Here is a 15007-nt window from a genome sequence, read left to right as displayed (position 1 = left end):
TACGAGGTGGAGCTAGCGGGCGTCCGCCGGGTCGGTGTACCACTCCGGCTGGGTCGGGTAGTGCGGCCCGTCGTAGATTTCCAGCAGGACGCTCTCTTCTTCGGCGAGCGTGGGCCCGTGCAGGCTGCCCTTCGGGTTCCAGTAGAAGGAGCCCGGGGTGAGGGTGAGCCCGGTGGGCACGTAGGTGTACCGGCCGCTGAGGCAGAACATGAACTGGTTGGACGCGTGTGAGTGGCGCAGTGGGATGCCGGCGCCCTTGCGGAACCGGATCAGCGAGATGGACGCCTCGGTCTCCTCGTTGCGCCACAGCGCCTTGTGGGAGAGGCCGGCCAGCGTCTTGTCCGCCCAGTCCAGCTCGTCGGTCTGGAGCAGGATCTCGCGGAAGCGGGCCAGCACCAGGCCGTCCGGGCCGGGCACCAGTTCCTCCCGCGACCGGTCGGCCGCCTCGCCGCCGTAGTTCGACGGTTCGGAGAGGTTGTTGGCCCACTCCTGCGGGTCGACGCCGGCCGGCACCGGCGGGGTCGGTACGAGCGGCAGGTCGCTCATCGCTCGCCCTGACCGGACACGAGGTTCTCCCCCAGGCACTTCAGCTCGATGAGCCGGCTGCGGTACCGGGTGGTGCCGTTGTTGGTGAGCATGTGGATCTCCCCCGGCTCGCGGTAGACCACCCCGCCGATGTCCTCGTGCACCAGGCGGGGGTCGCCACCGGCGAGCGCGTCGATCCGGTTGTCGGCGGCTTCCAGCGCGATCACCATGTACGGGTTGAGGTGGTGGTGCCAGGGCTGCTGCTCGCCGGGCGCCAGGCTGATCTCCCAGACCCGCACCTGGTCGTTCTCGAAGACCACCTGCTGGCCGACGGCACCGAGCTCGACCTGGGTTCCGTCCGGGGCGGTCGCGTGACCGTAGTTACTCATTGTCGTCCCTTTCGCAGACGAGGGTGTTGTCGGACCGGGTCACGGGCGGTGGGCAGCCGGTGATCCGGGCGTAGAGCTGGGCGGCCGTGTCGACGCCGGAGACGGGGTCGAACGGGACGATCGCCGCCACGTGCCCGTCCGGGCGGACCAGCACCAGCGTGTCGTTGTCGACCCCGAAGCGGCGCCGCACCCGGTCTCCCGGGTCGAACAGCGCCCGGTCCCGCAGCCCGGAGTCGTGCGGCGCGTCCCACCGGCTCACCACGTAGTGCCGCAGCGCGGGCGACTCCTGGGGCGGCAGTGCCGGGACCCGGCGCGGATCGGTGAAGTAGAGCGCCACGAAGGCGTCGGCGGCCAGGTCGTGCAGGTACACCGTGCCGGACTGACCGAACAGCGGCAGGTCGGGGCAGCGCGCCCCGGCCAGCACCGGCAGCGGCTCGTCACCGGCGGCGACCATCGACCAGTCGCCCGTGCCGCCCACGTCGAGGCGTACGCCGAGCATGGCGCGGGTGAACGCGTTGCCCCAGTTGCCGGCGGTCATCACCCCCGGGTCGTCCGCGCGGCGGGCCATGTAGGCCCGCGCCGCCGCGGCCATCGCCGCGGAGCCCTTGGTGGCGACCGGCTCCTGCTCGACCTGGTAACCGTCGAGCAGGCTCGGCTCTGCCCAGCCGCGCAGCACCCAGGCCATCCGCCAGGGCAGGTTGGAGGCGTCCAGGACACCGGTGTTCAGGCCCAGCGCCCACATCGGGGTGATCAGGTGCGCGGCGTCGCCGAGCAGGAAGACCCGCCCGTCCTGCCACCGGTCGGCCACCCGCTGGTGCACGTTGTAGATGTTGGTGCCGACGATCTCCAGGGTCTTGGTGTCCCCGATGAACCGGCGTGCCTTGTCGGCCAGTTCCTCCCGGTCCGGCTCGGCCTGCCCGGCCGGCAGCGGGTAGAGGAAACGCCAGCAGTGCGGCTGGCGGACCAGGATCATCCACTCCTGGGGATCACCGAAGTAGGCCAGGTACGGGTAGTCGCGCGGGTTCTCCACGTCCAGGTCGACCTTCAGGTCGACCAGCATGTAACGCTCCTGGTACGTCTCGCCCTCGACCCGCGCGCCGATCTGGTCCCGGACGGCGGACCGACCGCCGTCGCAGCCCAGCAGGTACCGCACCGGAACCGTCCGCTCCCCCTCGGCGGTGCGCAGCCGCAGGTCCACCCGGTCCGGGTGCTGGACGAAGTCGAGCAGCCGGTGTCCCATGTGCAGCGCGCCGGGGGCGGTGGCGTCGAGCCGCTGCCGCAGGATCGGCTCCAGCTCGTGCTGCGGGATGTTGATGACGAACGGGAAGCGGGTGTCCTCGGTGAGGTCCCCGGTCCGGACGCTGAGGGTCTGGGTGTTCGTGGCCCGGTCCAGCTCGCCGATCTCGTCGATGCGCAGCGACCCGGCCAGCACGTCGTTCAGGGCGCCGTACCGGTGCAGCACCTCCAGGGTGCGGGTGAGGACGGTGCCGGCCTTGGTGTCCAGCGACAGCCGCTCGTCCTCCTCGAAGATGACCACCGGCACGCCGTAGTGGGCCAGGCCCAGCGCGGTGACCAGGCCGACCGGCCCGGCGCCCACGATGCCCACCGGCAACTGCTCGGTCGTGCTGCTCATTGTGCTTCGCTCCTCGGGTACGCCCGGTCACGGGTGAGGGTGGATCCGGTCATGGTCGCGGCGGGCGAGAGCAGGAACATCAGCGGGCCGACCACGTCGGCCGGTGTGCCGATGCCGGTGACCCGCGCCCAGTGCTCCCGTTCACCACCGGTCGGGTTGGCCTGCTGGAACTGCGGGGTGTCCACGACTCCGGGAAAGACGGTGTTCACCCGGATCCGGTACTCGGCGACCTCGGCGGCGAGCGACTTGGCGAAGGCGACCAACGCCCCCTTGCTCGCCGCGTAGGCCGACGCCTGCGCCCGGCCGGCGGTGGCCAGGCCCGAGGCGAAGACCAGGATCGCGCCCGAGCGGCGGGCGATCATGTCCGGCAGGACCGCCTGCGCGCACCAGACCACCCCGTCGAGGTTCACCGCCAGCGTGCGGCGCCACTGCTCGGGGTCCATGTCGACCACGTCGCACCGCGGCTGCACCGCCGCTCCGGCCACCAGGGCGTCGATCCGCCCGTGCTCGGCGAGCACCCGGGTGACCGCGGCGTGCACCGCGTCCCGGTCGGACACGTCCACCCGGTGCTCGTGCACCCGCCCGCTGGGATGCGGCTGGCCCGATGTCACGTCGAACACGACGGCCGTGCCCCCCGCGTCCGCGTACGCGTGGGCGAGGGCGGCGCCGATCCCGTTGGCGCCGCCGGTGACCACGAGCACCTCGCCGGTGGCGTCGAAACTGGCCTGCATGACTTCCTTCCTCCTTCGTCGACCGGGGTCAGCCGGCGCTGGCCGGTGACGGGAGCGGCACGCCCAGCCCGGCGGCGACCTCCACCAGGCCGGCGAAGACCGACGGTTGGAGCGCGACACCGTCGCGCGACGCCCGGTCGTACCGGCCGGCTTCGATGTCACCGGGCAGGTGGACCTGCTCCGTGCCGGGCGCCAGCGCGGAGCCGAGCACCTGGTCGGCCAGGTCGTCGACCCGGCGGGCGAGCTCCTCCGCGTCCTCGGCGAACGCCTCGGCGTCCAGGGCGAGGAAGAAGTGCGCGCAGTCGTTGGGCACCGAGACGTCGGCGTAGAGGCCCTGGACGCCCCGGCCGTACGCCCCGCCGGACAGCACCCCGGTCAGTACGTCGATCATGAGCGCGAGACCGTATCCCTTGTGGGCGCCGGACGGCAACAGGAGTCCCTTGAGCGCGGCGGCCGGATCGGTGGTGGGCCGTCCCTGCGCGTCGGTCGCCCAGCTCGCGGGGATCTCGCGGCCCTCACCGGCGGCCAGCCGGATCTTGCCGAGCGCGGCCTCGGAAAGCGCCACGTCGAGGATCACCGGCTTGCCGCCCGCACGGGGTACGCCCACCGCGAGCGGGTTGTTGCCGACCACCGCCGAGGCGCCACCGGGGGCGGGCATCAGCGGGCGGGTGTTGGCCGCCGCGATGCCGACGCAGCCGTTGTTCGCGGCGAGGTCCACGTAGCGGAACGCCCCGCCGAAGTGGAACGCCCGGCGGACGGTGACCACGCCGACGCCGTACGTCCGCGCCTTCGCCACCGCCAGCCGCATCGCCTGGTCACCGGTGAGCTGCCCCAGCGCGTGGCCGGCGTCGAGCACCGCGATGGCGCCCTTGTCGCGGACCACCTCGGCCCGCTCGGCCCGGCTGACCGAGCCGGCCCTGATCCGGTCCACGTACATCGGCAGCAGCATCACCCCGTGCGAGGGGATTCCCCGCATGTCGGCGTCCACCAGGGAGCCGGCGACCAGGCCGGCCGCCTGCTCGGAGAAGCCCAGTGCGCCGAAGACCGAGGCGACGGCGTCGGTGAGCCACCCGACCGGGACGGTCGGCGGGAAGTCCGGCGCGCTCATGACCGGTCCGCCCACGGCACGAAGAACCGCTCGACTGCGGCGAGCAGGTAGAACAGCACGACGCTCATCACCCCGAGCAGGATCATCGCGGCGAAGGCCAACGCGGTGTCGGCGCTGGCGCCGGAGGCGACGATCGCGTAGCCCAGCCCCTCGGTGGCCCCGACGAACTCGGCGATCACCGCGCCGATGACGGCGAGGGTGATGGCGAGCTTGAGACCGACGAAGAGCTGCGGGATGGCGGCCGGCATCCGGATCATGCGGAACGTCTGCCACCAGTTGGTCTTCAGCGACCGGCCCAGCTCCACCAGGTCGGCCGGGGTGGAGCTGAGCCCGGCGGCGGTGGAGATGACGATCGGGAAGAAGCAGACCAGGAAGACCAGGAAGACCTTGGGGAACTGGCCGAAGCCCATCCACACCACCAGCAGCGGCGCGACGGCCACCTTCGGTACGGCGTTGAGCATCAGCAGCAGCGGGTAGACGGTCCGTTCCAGCATCCGCGAGGCGGTGACGATCAGCGCCAGCGGCACCCCGACCGCGATGGCCAGCAGGAAGCCCAGCAGCGTCTCCCAGAGGGTGACCAGGGTGTTGTCCCACAGGTAGCTGGACTGCTCGACCATGGTCTGCGCCACCTGCACGGGGGACGGCAGGATGAAGCTCTCCACCTCGAAGACGACCGTGATCGCCCACCACAGGGCGGTGGCGCCCACGACGCCGAGCACGGGCGGGAGTTGCTGGGCCCAGTGGCCTGCGGCGCGTGGCTTGTCGCGGCCGGTACGGCGGGTTTCGGTGACCGTCACCGTGCCACCTCCTCGGGGGTCATGAGCAGGTCGTGCAGTTGGGCGCGCAGTACGCCGAGTTCGGCCGAGTGGCCGTCGCGTCCCAGCGAACGCGGGCGGGCGATGTCGATCCCCACGATCTGCCGCAGCCGGCCCGGTCGCGGGCTGAGTACGACGACCCGGTCGGCGAGCAGCACGGCCTCGTCGACCGAGTGCGTCACGAAGAGCACCGTCGAGGCGTGCTTCATCTGGAGGCGCTGGAGTTCGACCGTGAGGTCGGCGCGGGTGAGCGCGTCGAGCGCGGAGAACGGCTCGTCCATCAGCAGCACCCGCGGCTGCTGGATGAGGGCCCGGCACAGCGAGACCCGCTGCTGCATCCCGCCGGAGAGTTCGTGCGGCAGGCGCTTCTCGAAGCCGTTCAGCCCGACCAGGTCGAGCAGTTCGTGCGCGCGTGCCCGGGCGTCCCGGCGGTCCTGCTTGAACACCTCGGTCGGCAGCAGCACGTTGTCGATGACCGACCGCCACGGCAGCAGGGCCGGGCGCTGGAACATGAAGCCGATGTCGCGCCGTGGCCCCCGGATCGGGGTGCCGGCGACGGTTATCTCGCCCGAGGTGGCCGCCTGGAGGCCCGCCACCAGCCGCAGCAGGCTGGACTTACCGCACCCGGACCGCCCGACGATCGCCACGAACTCGCCGTCGGCGACCTCCAGCGACACATCACGCAGGGCCTCCACGTCACCGGCCCGGGTGCGGTAGATCTGCGAAACGTTACGAATTCCGATCATGGTTCGCCCCTCGCGGTGCGCGCCGCAACCAGCCGCGCGCACCGCCGTCGAAGAGGAAGTTATGACTTTGCGATGTCGTAGACGCCGATGTCTTCGGCGTTCGGCGTCGACTTGAGGGTGCCGGTGCCGGCGAGGAGCTTGATCATCGCCTCCACCCGCTCCCGGGTCAGCTTTCCGGCCGGCCCGCCGTCACCCAGGACGTACGGCCGCATCTCGGTGAGCTCGGCGGCGGCGACCTTCTCGTCGGCCGTCCGGTCGTGCTTCTTGAGCAACTGGGCGGCTTCCTCGGGGTGCTCCACCGCGTAGAGCAGGCCCTTGACCAGCGCTGCCGTGAACTTCTCGACCTCTGCGCGGTTGCTTTCCAGCTTCGCGGCGGAGACCAGCAGGCCGTTGCCGTACAGGTCGGGAAGCTTGTCCGCGTACGGCAGCATGGTGACGGTCTTGCCACCGGCCGCCTTCTCCAGCAGCGGCTTGCCGGCGGCGAACTGGCCGATCGCGTCCACCGAGCCGGCGGCGAGCAACTGCGGGAGCGACTGCGGCGAGGACGGGACGAACTTCACCGACTTCGGGTCGATGCCGGCCGCCTTGGCGTACGCCGGGAAAATGATCATGTTGGTGGAGCCGGAGCTGTCCGCGATGCTGGCGCCGGGCAGCTTCTCCGGCGAGTCGATCGCCTTGTCCAGCGAGGCGATGCCGGCCATCGACCGCTGGTGGATGGCGGCCACCACGCGCACCGGCATCTTCTCGTTGGCCAGCGTGGTGATGACCCCGGACAGGTCGCCCGGGCCGTAGTCGGCCTGCCCCGACCCGATCAGTTTCATGACATCGACGGTGCCGGTGCCGGGCTTGATGGTGACGTTGAGCCCGGCCTCCTTGAAGTAGCCCTTCTCCAGGGCGACGTATGCGTAAGCGTCCCGACCGAACGTCCCGAAGGAGGTCAGGTAGGTGACGGAGGCGGCATCGGGGGAATCGGCCTTCTCCGAATCACCACAGCCGGCGACGGTGAGTGTGAGAGCCGCTGCGGCGACGGCCGCGACGAGACGGGTGCGAGCTGACATGAGACCTCCTGCATCGGCGGGATTTATCAAATGTCAAACTTCCCGACTCGTCAAGACCTCGTTTTGGCAACACCGCCCCGCCCCGGCGGTCCTGGCCCCGCGACCGCACCCCCGCCAGGCCCACTGACCTGGCAGTACGCCCCGCCGACCGCCAGTGGCGACCACAGTCGACACCGCAGGGTCGCGGTACGCGCCGACAGCGAGCACGTTGCGCGCGGCGCGGCGCGGCTCAGCTCGGCTCGGCTGTATGTGCAGGTGCTCGGCCGCTCGAAGGCCTCGGTGTGGGACGTCGTCGGCGCGGCGGCCTCGTCGACGGCACCCGTCGGTTTCGGCCTGGACTCGTTCGTCGGGGAGCCCAGCGCGGCCGTGCTGATCTGGCAGTTCCGCTCCCGCGCGCCCGATGAACGGCTGGCGCTGCGGCCGATCGGCGTGTCCTTCTTCGCCCTGGCGGCCTGGCGTGTCCTTCGACGCCGTCCGGCCGCTGCTGGCCGGCCTCGGCCACTGGTCACTGCACGTCGTCTGCCCAGCTCTCGCGAGCAGGTCGAGCATGCCGGAGCGGCCGGCCAGCGGCGGCGTGGCCTGGCGCGGTACTGGGCGGGGTGGTTGCAGATCGCCGGCGTCGCCGCCGCGCTCCCGGGCGCCGCGGCCTTCGCCCCGGTAGGGCGGCGGTCGGCGGTTGGAGAGTCCTGCCCACGGCTGGGCGAGCGCGGCCATGGCACCCGGCACGTCCACCGCTCGGCAACCAACCTCCTCGGCCACTCCGAGCGGGTACGCCGCGGCGGCTACCCGCCCCAGACCGCCGCCCACCGGGCGCGCCGCCTGGCCGACACCCGGCCGGTTGAGCACGTCGGGAGGGTAACCACTTCGGTGGCCTGCACCCAGCGCAAGGCCAACCCACCGCATCGGGTCGTCACCACCATGACCCCGCTCGCTCTCCCCGTTCAGGGACGAGGACACCCCTGGGACCCGCCCGATCCGCGATGCCGCCGGCGCGCGCCCGGATGCCTGCTACGTGGCGGTCAGCCGCGCTTCATGAGGCGGCCGACGGCGGCCATCATCTCGGTGGCCATCTCGTCGGCCCGGCCCTCGGCCGCCCCTTCGTGCATGCAGTGTCGGGCGTGCCCGTCGAGCAGGCCGAGGGCGACCTTGTCCAGGGCGGCCTGGATCGCGGAGATCTGCGTGAGCACGTCGATGCAGTAGCGGTCGTCGTCGACCATCTTCTCGATGCCGCGGACCTGCCCCTCGACGCGGCGCAGCCGCGCGAGCAACTGGTCTTTGCTGGCGGTGTAGCCCCTGGTCGGGGCGGGCGTCGGTGTGGTCATGCGATCCAGGATAGCGTACCCCTCGGGGGTATGGTACTGTCGTCCGTGTCCGATACCCCCACCGGGTATTGGCACGCCGAGCAGGCATCCGTTCGCCTCCTCATTACCCCTGGGGGGTATATGCTGGAGGTGTCGAGAGGAGAGTTCGATGGTCACCACGACGTACCAGGTGCAGGGCATGACCTGCGGGCACTGCGTCAGCTCGGTCAGCGCCGAGGTCGGCGCCATCCCGGGCGTCAGCGACGTCCAGGTCGACCTCGCCACCGGGCGGGTCACCGTCACCAGCGAAAGCCCACTGGACACCGACACCGTGCGCGCCGCCGTCGACGAGGCCGGCTACGACCTCGTCGGCGCCTGACGGCTGGCACGGGGAAACCGAGGTACACCATGAACACGGCGACGAAACTGAGCGGTTTCGTCCTCGGTCTCGCGGCGGTCTTCGGCGCGGCGTACGGGGTCGGCCAGGTGGCCGGCCCCGTGGCCGCGGCCGCCGGGACCGGCCACGACGCCGCGGACGGCCACGGGGACACCGGCGGGGCCGGCCACGGGGGCGACGAGGGCGGCGCGGCGGCCCATCTGCCCGGTGGACTGCTCGTCTCCGACCGCGGCTACACCCTCCGACCGGTCGACGCCCCGGCCGGGCAGTTCGCCTTCCAGGTCACCGGCCCGGACGGCCGGCCGGTCACCGCGTACGACGTGGCGCACGACAAGCGCATGCACCTGATCGTGGCCCGCCGCGACCTGTCCGGCTTCCGGCACGTGCACCCGGAGATGACGGCGGACGGCACCTGGCGGGTCGACTCGCCGCTGGGCGGGCCCGGCGTCTGGCGGGCGTTCGCGGACTTCACCCCCACCGGGGGCGAGGCGCTGACCCTCGGCGTCGACGTGACCGTTCCCGGGGCCCTGACCGAGCAGCCGCTGCCCGCCCCGGCGACCAGCACGACAGTCGACGGCTACACCGTCACCCTCACCGGTGCCCCGCAGCCCGGCCGCACCGCCGAGCTGACCCTGACCGTCAACCGCGACGGCGCGCCGGTCACCGACCTGGAGCCCTACCTGGGCGCGTACGGCCACCTGGTGGCGCTGCGCCAGGGCGACCTGGCGTACCTGCACGTGCACCCCGACGGCGAGCCGGGCGACGGGCGGACGACGCCCGGCCCCGAGGTGAGGTTCTTCGCCGAGGTGCCGTCGGCCGGCGCCTACCGGCTCTACCTGGACTTCAAGCACGGCGGCGTGGTGCGCACCGCCGAGTTCACCGTCGTCGCCGGCACCCCGACGGGGTCGGCCTCGCCGGCCGCGACGGGCACCCCGGCGGCGCGCACACCCGCCGCCACGAGCTCCCCGACCGCCGACGCCGGCCACGGCGCCCCCGGTCACGGGCACAACTGACGGGACCGTGATGACCACCACCAAGCCGCTGCAGATGGCACCCAACCAGATCGAGCTGGCGATCGGCGGGATGACCTGCGCCTCCTGCGCCTCCCGGATCGAGAAGAAGCTGAACCGGATGGACGGCGTGACCGCCACGGTCAACTACGCCACCGAGAAGGCCAGCGTCCAGTACGCCGACGACGTCAGCCCCGACGACCTGATCGCCACGGTGGAGAAGACCGGCTACACCGCCGCCCTGCCGCCCCCGCCCGCATCCGCCGGCGCGGAGCCGGCCGCCGAGCCCGTGGACGAGCTGCGCGGCCTGCGTACCCGGCTGTGGGTCTCGCTCGTGCTCACCGTGCCGGTGATCGTGCTGGCGATGGTGCCCGCCTGGCAGTTCACCCACTGGCAGTGGCTGTCGCTGACCCTGGCCGCCCCGGTCGTCGTCTACGGCGGCCTGCCGTTCCACCGGGCGGCCTGGGTCAACCTGCGGCACGGCGCGGCGACCATGGACACCCTGGTGTCGCTCGGCACCCTGGCCGCGTTCGGCTGGTCGGTCTGGGCGCTCTTCCTGGGCACCGCCGGGGAGCCGGGGATGACCCACCCGTTCACCCTCGACATCAGCCGCACCGACGGCGCCGGCAACATCTACCTGGAGGCGGCGGCCGGGGTGACGGCGTTCATCCTCGCCGGCCGCTACTTCGAGGCCCGCGCGAAGCGGACCGCCGGGGCGGCCCTGCGCGCCCTGCTCGAGCTGGGCGCCAAGGACGTCGCGGTGCTGCGCGACGGCGTGGAGACCCGGATCCCGGTGGACCAGCTCGCGGTGGGGGACCGGTTCGTGGTCCGGCCCGGCGAGAAGGTCGCCACCGACGGGGTGGTCGACGAGGGCACCTCCGCGGTCGACGCGAGCATGCTCACCGGCGAGTCCGTCCCGGTCGAGGTCGGCCCCGGCGACACCGTCGTCGGCGCCACCGTCAACGCCGGCGGCCGCCTCGTCGTCACCGCCACCCGGATCGGTGGCGACACCCAGCTGGCGCAGATGGCCCGGCTGGTCGAGCAGGCGCAGACCGGCAAGGCCGCCGTGCAGCGCCTCGCCGACCGGATCTCGGGCGTCTTCGTGCCGATCGTGATCGCTCTCGCGGCGGGCACCCTCGGCTGGTGGCTCGGCACCGGGGCGGGCGCGACGGCCGCGTTCACGGCCGCCGTGGCGGTGCTGATCATCGCCTGCCCGTGCGCCCTCGGGCTGGCCACGCCGACCGCCCTGCTCGTCGGCACCGGCCGCGGTGCCCAGCTCGGCATCCTGATCAAGGGTCCGGAGGTGCTGGAGTCCACGAAGCAGGTGGACACCGTCGTGCTGGACAAGACCGGCACCGTCACCACCGGTCGGATGACCCTGGTGGACGTGCTCCCGGCGGCCGGCGAGGACCGGGCGGAGCTGCTCCGGCTGGCCGGGGCGCTGGAGGCCGCGTCCGAGCACCCGATCGCCCAGGCGGTCGCCGCCGGCGCGGCCGAGGAGGGCGCGCTGTTGCCGGTGACCGGCTTCGCCAACGTCGAGGGGCTCGGCGTGACCGGCACGGTGGACGGCCGCGAGGTGCTGGTCGGTCGGCTCCGGCTGCTGCGCGAGCGCGGCCTCGACGTACCGGAGGAGGTGGCGCGGGCGGCGACCACGGCGGAGGCCGAGGGACGGACGGCCGTGCTGGCCGGCTGGGACGGGCGGGCCCGGGGCGTGCTCGCGGTGGCCGACGTCGTCAAGCCGACGAGCCGGGCGGCGGTCGCGCGGCTCCGGGAGCTGGGTCTGACCCCGGTGCTGCTGACCGGCGACAACACCACGGTCGCCCGCGCGGTGGCCGCCGAGGTGGGCATCGACGAGGTGATCGCCGAGGTGCTGCCCGCCGACAAGGTCGACGTGGTGCGACGGCTCCAGGGCGAGGGGCGGACCGTGGCGATGGTCGGCGACGGCGTCAACGACGCCGCCGCGCTGGCCCAGGCCGACCTGGGCCTGGCCATGGGCACCGGCACCGACGTGGCGATCGAGGCGTCCGACCTGACCCTGGTGCGGGGCGACCTGATGGCCGCCGTGGACGCGATCCGGCTCTCCCGGCGCACCCTCGGCATCATCAAGGGCAACCTGTTCTGGGCCTTCGCCTACAACGTGGCGGCCCTGCCGCTGGCGGCCGCGGGCCTGTTGAACCCGATGATCGCCGGCGCCGCGATGGCCTTCTCCTCGGTCTTCGTCGTCGCCAACAGCCTGCGGCTGCGCGGCTTCCGCCCGGTCGCCTGACCCTGCCCACCCGCGCCGCCGGTCCTCCCTGAAGGGGCCGGCGGCGCGGTCGTTCGGGGCGGTCCTCGCAGGACCCTTGTCCGCCGACCGGCCGCGGTCGACACGGACCCGACGCGGGTCGCCGCGTTGACGGTGGGAGGTCGGGGCGGTTGGGCGCCGGCCGGGCGGGGTACCCCGAGGACGTACCGGCACTGCCAATCGGGAGGTTGACATGGGCTTCAACGACAAGATCAATAACGCGACCGAGGACGCCGCCGGCAAGCTGAAGGAGGGCGCCGGCCGGGCCACCGACAACGAGCGGCTCGAGGCCGAGGGGCGCAACGACCAGACCAGCGCCAAGCTGAAGCAGGCCGGCGAGAAGGTCAAGGACGCCTTCAAGAGCTGACCCGCGTACGCGGAAACCGCCGGGCCGGCCCTCGCCGGCCCGGCGGACCGCGTGTCGCGCCACGACGGCCGACGTGTCCCGGAGGCGACCCCGCTCGTTGGCAGGACGACGTCTCGCCGCCCGGCGTCGGTCGACCCCGTGCCGTCCCTCGGACGGCCGAGACCCGCGAAACGGGAGGTCCCATGTCCCGATCCGTCGTGTACGCGCGACGCGCCGCCGCCACGGTGGCGCTCGGGGTGCTGGCCGTCGGCTGCCAGGACGCCCCCCAGGAGGAGGCCGGCGCACCGACCGGCGCGTCGCCGGCGAGCCCGACCGCTGCGGCGAGTGCCACCGCGGGCCCGTCCCCGGTCGCCACGACGGCCGCCAACACCGCCGACGTCTGCCGGCAGGTGGACCGGGCCATCCTCACCGGCAGCCAGAAGATCGCCACCGACTCGACGGCCTCGCTCCGTCGTGACCTCACCGGCGAGCAGGTCACCGACCAGCTCCGGCGCAACCTGGCCGACCTGGCCGACGACGTACGCGCCCAGGCCCGCCGGGCCGCCGACCCGCAGATCCGCGCCCTGATCGAGGACACCGCAGACCGGATCGACGCCGGCTCCCGGGCGTCCCGCCCGGCCGCCTGGATGAGCTCCACCTTCACCGGCATCCCGGCGCGGCTGACCCGCGAGTGCCACGCCTGAGCCGACCCCTGTGCCGATCTCCGGCGGCTCCGGGGAGGAGCAGGGGAATCCCCCAACCCGTCCCTGAGATCGACCGTCCACTGGTGACGCCCGGACGCTGACCCGCTAGCGTCCGTTTGGACCGATCTCCGCCCTGCTCGTCAGCGTGCTCACCGTGACGATCGTGCAGGTCGCCCAGACCCGGCGGGCCCACGAGGAGGAGTGCCGACGGGCCGCCCACACCCCCGTCGAGGCCCAGACGGCCTCCGCCCGGGTGCTGGCGGCCCTCGACGACCGGCTCGGCGGGATGGAGTCCGGGCTGGTTCCGCTGATCGCAACACTCCTTCGACGGAGAGGACAGCGTCTCGTGCTGCGCGTACGCAACTCCGCCCCTCGCGGCGGCGACCGATCCCGGGTGCCTGAGGTCGGCGACGACCCGGGCCGACAGGACGCGGAGGGCACACCCCGGCGTCCGCTCCGGCTCCGGGCGCTGGCGCTCGGCGCGACCGCCGCGCTGCTGGCGGCGGGCCTGCCGGCGCCCGCGCCCGCCCTGGCCGCCCCACCGGCGCCGGCCGCCGCGCCGGGCATCGCCTGGCAGCCCTGCGCTGAGGACCGCACCGCCGAGTGCGGCACCCTGTCGCTCCCCGTCGACTGGGACCGGCCGGACGGCGACCGGTTCACGCTCCACCTGGCCCGCCGCGCCGCCACCGACCCGGCCGCCAGGATCGGTTCGCTGGTGTTCGGCCCGGGCGGGCCGGGGGACTCCGGCGTCCGGCGGATCATCCGGAACGACCGGTTCAGCGACGACCTGCGCCGCCGGTTCGACATCGTCAGCTTCGACCCGCGCGGCATCGGCCGGAGCAACCCCGTGCTCTGCTCGGCGGCGCTGCTCGACCGGCAGCCCCAGGTCATCACCGACCAGGCCCGGTTCGACGCCACCCTGGCCGACAACGCGCTGCTCCGGAAGGACTGCCGGCAGCGGACCGGGCCGCTGTTCGACCACGTCGACACCCGCAGCGCCGTCCGGGACCTGGACGCCGTACGGGCGGCGCTCGGCGAGCCCCGGCTCACCTTCCACGGCAGCTCGTACGGCACCCTGCTCGGCGCGCAGTACGCCGAGGAGTTCCCGGACCGGGTCCGGGCCGTGGTGTTGGAGAGCGTGGTCGACCACAGCCTCGGCACCCGGGCGTTCCTCGACACCCAGGGCGCCGCCGCCCAGGGCTCCTTCGACGAGTTCGTCGCCTGGTGCGCCCGTACGCCGAGCTGCCCGTTGCACGGCGAGGACGTCCGGGCCGCCTGGGCGGGCCTGTTCCCCCGCGCGGAGCGGGGCGAACTGGCGGACCCGGACCGGCCCGGGGCGACGCTGACCCCGTACGACCTCAGCCGGCTCGCCCAGCGCGCGCTGTACGGCCCGGACTGGGCCGGACTGGCCCGGGACATCGTGGCCCTGCGGGCGACCCCGCCCGCTCCCACCGGGCTCCCGGCCACCGCCGCTGCCGCAGGCGAGGACGCCGTGCGGCCGCACCCCTTCGCGGTCTTCTGCGCCGACTGGCACCTGCCGGTCCGCGACCACCGGGAGTACGCCGCCCACCTGCGCCGGATGGCCCGGATCGCGCCCGACCTGCGCTACCCGCAGGCGCTGCTGGCGATCGCGACGTGCCTCGGCACGCCGGCCCCGGTCGCCAACCCGCAGCACCGGCTGCGGGTCCGCACCGACGTGCCGCTGCTGCTCGCCAACACCCGGCACGACCCGGCGAGCGGCCACAACTGGGCGACGAACGTGGCGCGGCAGCTCGGCCGCTCGGGGGTGCTGCTGACCTACGAGGGTTGGGGGCACGGCAACTACACCCGCAGCGCCTGCGTGCAGGACGCGGTCGACCGCTATCTGATCTCGGTCGACGTGCCCGCCCGCGACACCCGCTGCCCGGCCGTCCCGGTCGCCTGACGGAACGCCGGCCGGCGTGCGCCCCCGTGCCGCACG

Annotated in this window: 15 protein-coding genes and 1 pseudogene; 7 read left to right on the top strand and 9 right to left on the bottom strand. The window is 73.3% G+C overall.

Going from position 1 to position 15007, the window contains the following annotated elements; genetic code table 11:
- Positions 1-12: 12 nt before the first annotated feature.
- The 8 genes from AB0L34_RS14630 to AB0L34_RS14595 are packed head-to-tail and all read right to left on the bottom strand — an operon-like array spanning position 13 to position 7005.
- Entirely contained in the window at positions 13-546 is a 534-nt protein-coding gene (locus AB0L34_RS14630; RefSeq protein WP_363704988.1) for a hypothetical protein, read from the bottom strand.
- A complete protein-coding gene (locus AB0L34_RS14625; RefSeq protein ID WP_357454531.1) occupies positions 543-914 on the bottom strand; it encodes a cupin in 372 nt (123 codons plus the stop codon). Before AB0L34_RS14625 ends, AB0L34_RS14630 begins: the two co-directional genes overlap by 4 nt.
- Positions 907-2547: an FAD-dependent monooxygenase gene (locus AB0L34_RS14620; RefSeq protein WP_363704986.1), complete on the bottom strand. Its 1641-nt coding sequence runs from the start codon at positions 2545-2547 to the stop codon at positions 907-909. Before AB0L34_RS14620 ends, AB0L34_RS14625 begins: the two co-directional genes overlap by 8 nt.
- The gene (locus AB0L34_RS14615) at positions 2544-3278 is read right to left on the bottom strand and encodes an SDR family oxidoreductase (RefSeq protein WP_363704984.1); all 735 of its coding nucleotides are present in this window, start codon (positions 3276-3278) and stop codon (positions 2544-2546) included. The genes AB0L34_RS14620 and AB0L34_RS14615 overlap by 4 nt, the downstream gene beginning before the upstream one ends.
- A 28-nt stretch (positions 3279-3306) precedes the next feature.
- A complete protein-coding gene (locus tag AB0L34_RS14610; protein ID WP_363704982.1) occupies positions 3307-4386 on the bottom strand; it encodes an Ldh family oxidoreductase in 1080 nt (359 codons plus the stop codon).
- Entirely contained in the window at positions 4383-5183 is an 801-nt protein-coding gene (locus AB0L34_RS14605; protein ID WP_363704980.1) for an ABC transporter permease, read from the bottom strand. Before AB0L34_RS14605 ends, AB0L34_RS14610 begins: the two co-directional genes overlap by 4 nt.
- Positions 5180-5947, bottom strand: a complete 768-nt coding sequence (locus AB0L34_RS14600) for an ABC transporter ATP-binding protein (protein WP_350712634.1) — start codon at positions 5945-5947, stop codon at positions 5180-5182. The genes AB0L34_RS14605 and AB0L34_RS14600 overlap by 4 nt, the downstream gene beginning before the upstream one ends.
- A gap of 59 nt (positions 5948-6006) precedes the next feature.
- Positions 6007-7005: an ABC transporter substrate-binding protein gene (locus AB0L34_RS14595; RefSeq protein WP_357454514.1), complete on the bottom strand. Its 999-nt coding sequence runs from the start codon at positions 7003-7005 to the stop codon at positions 6007-6009.
- 266 nt (positions 7006-7271) lie between these two features.
- Between AB0L34_RS14595 and AB0L34_RS14590 the strand changes: the two are divergent.
- Positions 7272-7498: pseudogene (locus tag AB0L34_RS14590) on the top strand (hypothetical protein); the annotation flags it as partial.
- A gap of 526 nt (positions 7499-8024) precedes the next feature.
- Here the strand turns inward: AB0L34_RS14590 and AB0L34_RS14585 are convergent.
- Entirely contained in the window at positions 8025-8327 is a 303-nt protein-coding gene (locus AB0L34_RS14585; RefSeq protein WP_350681148.1) for a metal-sensitive transcriptional regulator, read from the bottom strand.
- 148 nt (positions 8328-8475) lie between these two features.
- Here AB0L34_RS14585 and AB0L34_RS14580 point away from each other — a divergent pair, with 148 nt between their 5' ends.
- From AB0L34_RS14580 to AB0L34_RS14555, 6 genes are all read left to right on the top strand, one after another.
- Positions 8476-8685 (top strand): cation transporter, encoded by a 210-nt coding sequence (locus AB0L34_RS14580; protein WP_350701626.1) that lies wholly within the window; start codon positions 8476-8478, stop codon positions 8683-8685.
- Between the two features lie 29 nt (positions 8686-8714).
- A complete protein-coding gene (locus AB0L34_RS14575; RefSeq protein WP_363704977.1) occupies positions 8715-9716 on the top strand; it encodes a hypothetical protein in 1002 nt (333 codons plus the stop codon).
- A gap of 10 nt (positions 9717-9726) precedes the next feature.
- Positions 9727-11979 carry a heavy metal translocating P-type ATPase gene (locus AB0L34_RS14570; protein ID WP_363704975.1) on the top strand — a complete coding sequence of 751 codons (2253 nt, stop codon included), beginning with the start codon at positions 9727-9729 and terminating at the stop codon, positions 11977-11979.
- Between the two features lie 211 nt (positions 11980-12190).
- Positions 12191-12364, top strand: coding sequence for a CsbD family protein (locus AB0L34_RS14565; RefSeq protein ID WP_363704973.1), 174 nt, complete (start codon positions 12191-12193; stop codon positions 12362-12364).
- Between the two features lie 182 nt (positions 12365-12546).
- On the top strand, positions 12547-13047 hold the full coding sequence (locus tag AB0L34_RS14560; RefSeq protein ID WP_363704971.1) for a hypothetical protein: 501 nt from the start codon (positions 12547-12549) through the stop codon (positions 13045-13047).
- Positions 13048-13201: 154 nt separating this feature from the next.
- Complete coding sequence (locus AB0L34_RS14555; RefSeq protein ID WP_363704970.1) at positions 13202-14971, top strand: alpha/beta hydrolase; 1770 nt, start codon at positions 13202-13204, stop codon at positions 14969-14971.
- The last annotated feature ends 36 nt before the right edge of the window (positions 14972-15007 follow it).

The sequence above is a fragment of the Micromonospora sp. NPDC052213 genome (assembly GCF_040679695.1).
Classification (GTDB): Bacteria; Actinomycetota; Actinomycetes; order Mycobacteriales; family Micromonosporaceae; genus Micromonospora.
This window is presented reverse-complemented; position numbering and strand designations above follow the sequence as displayed.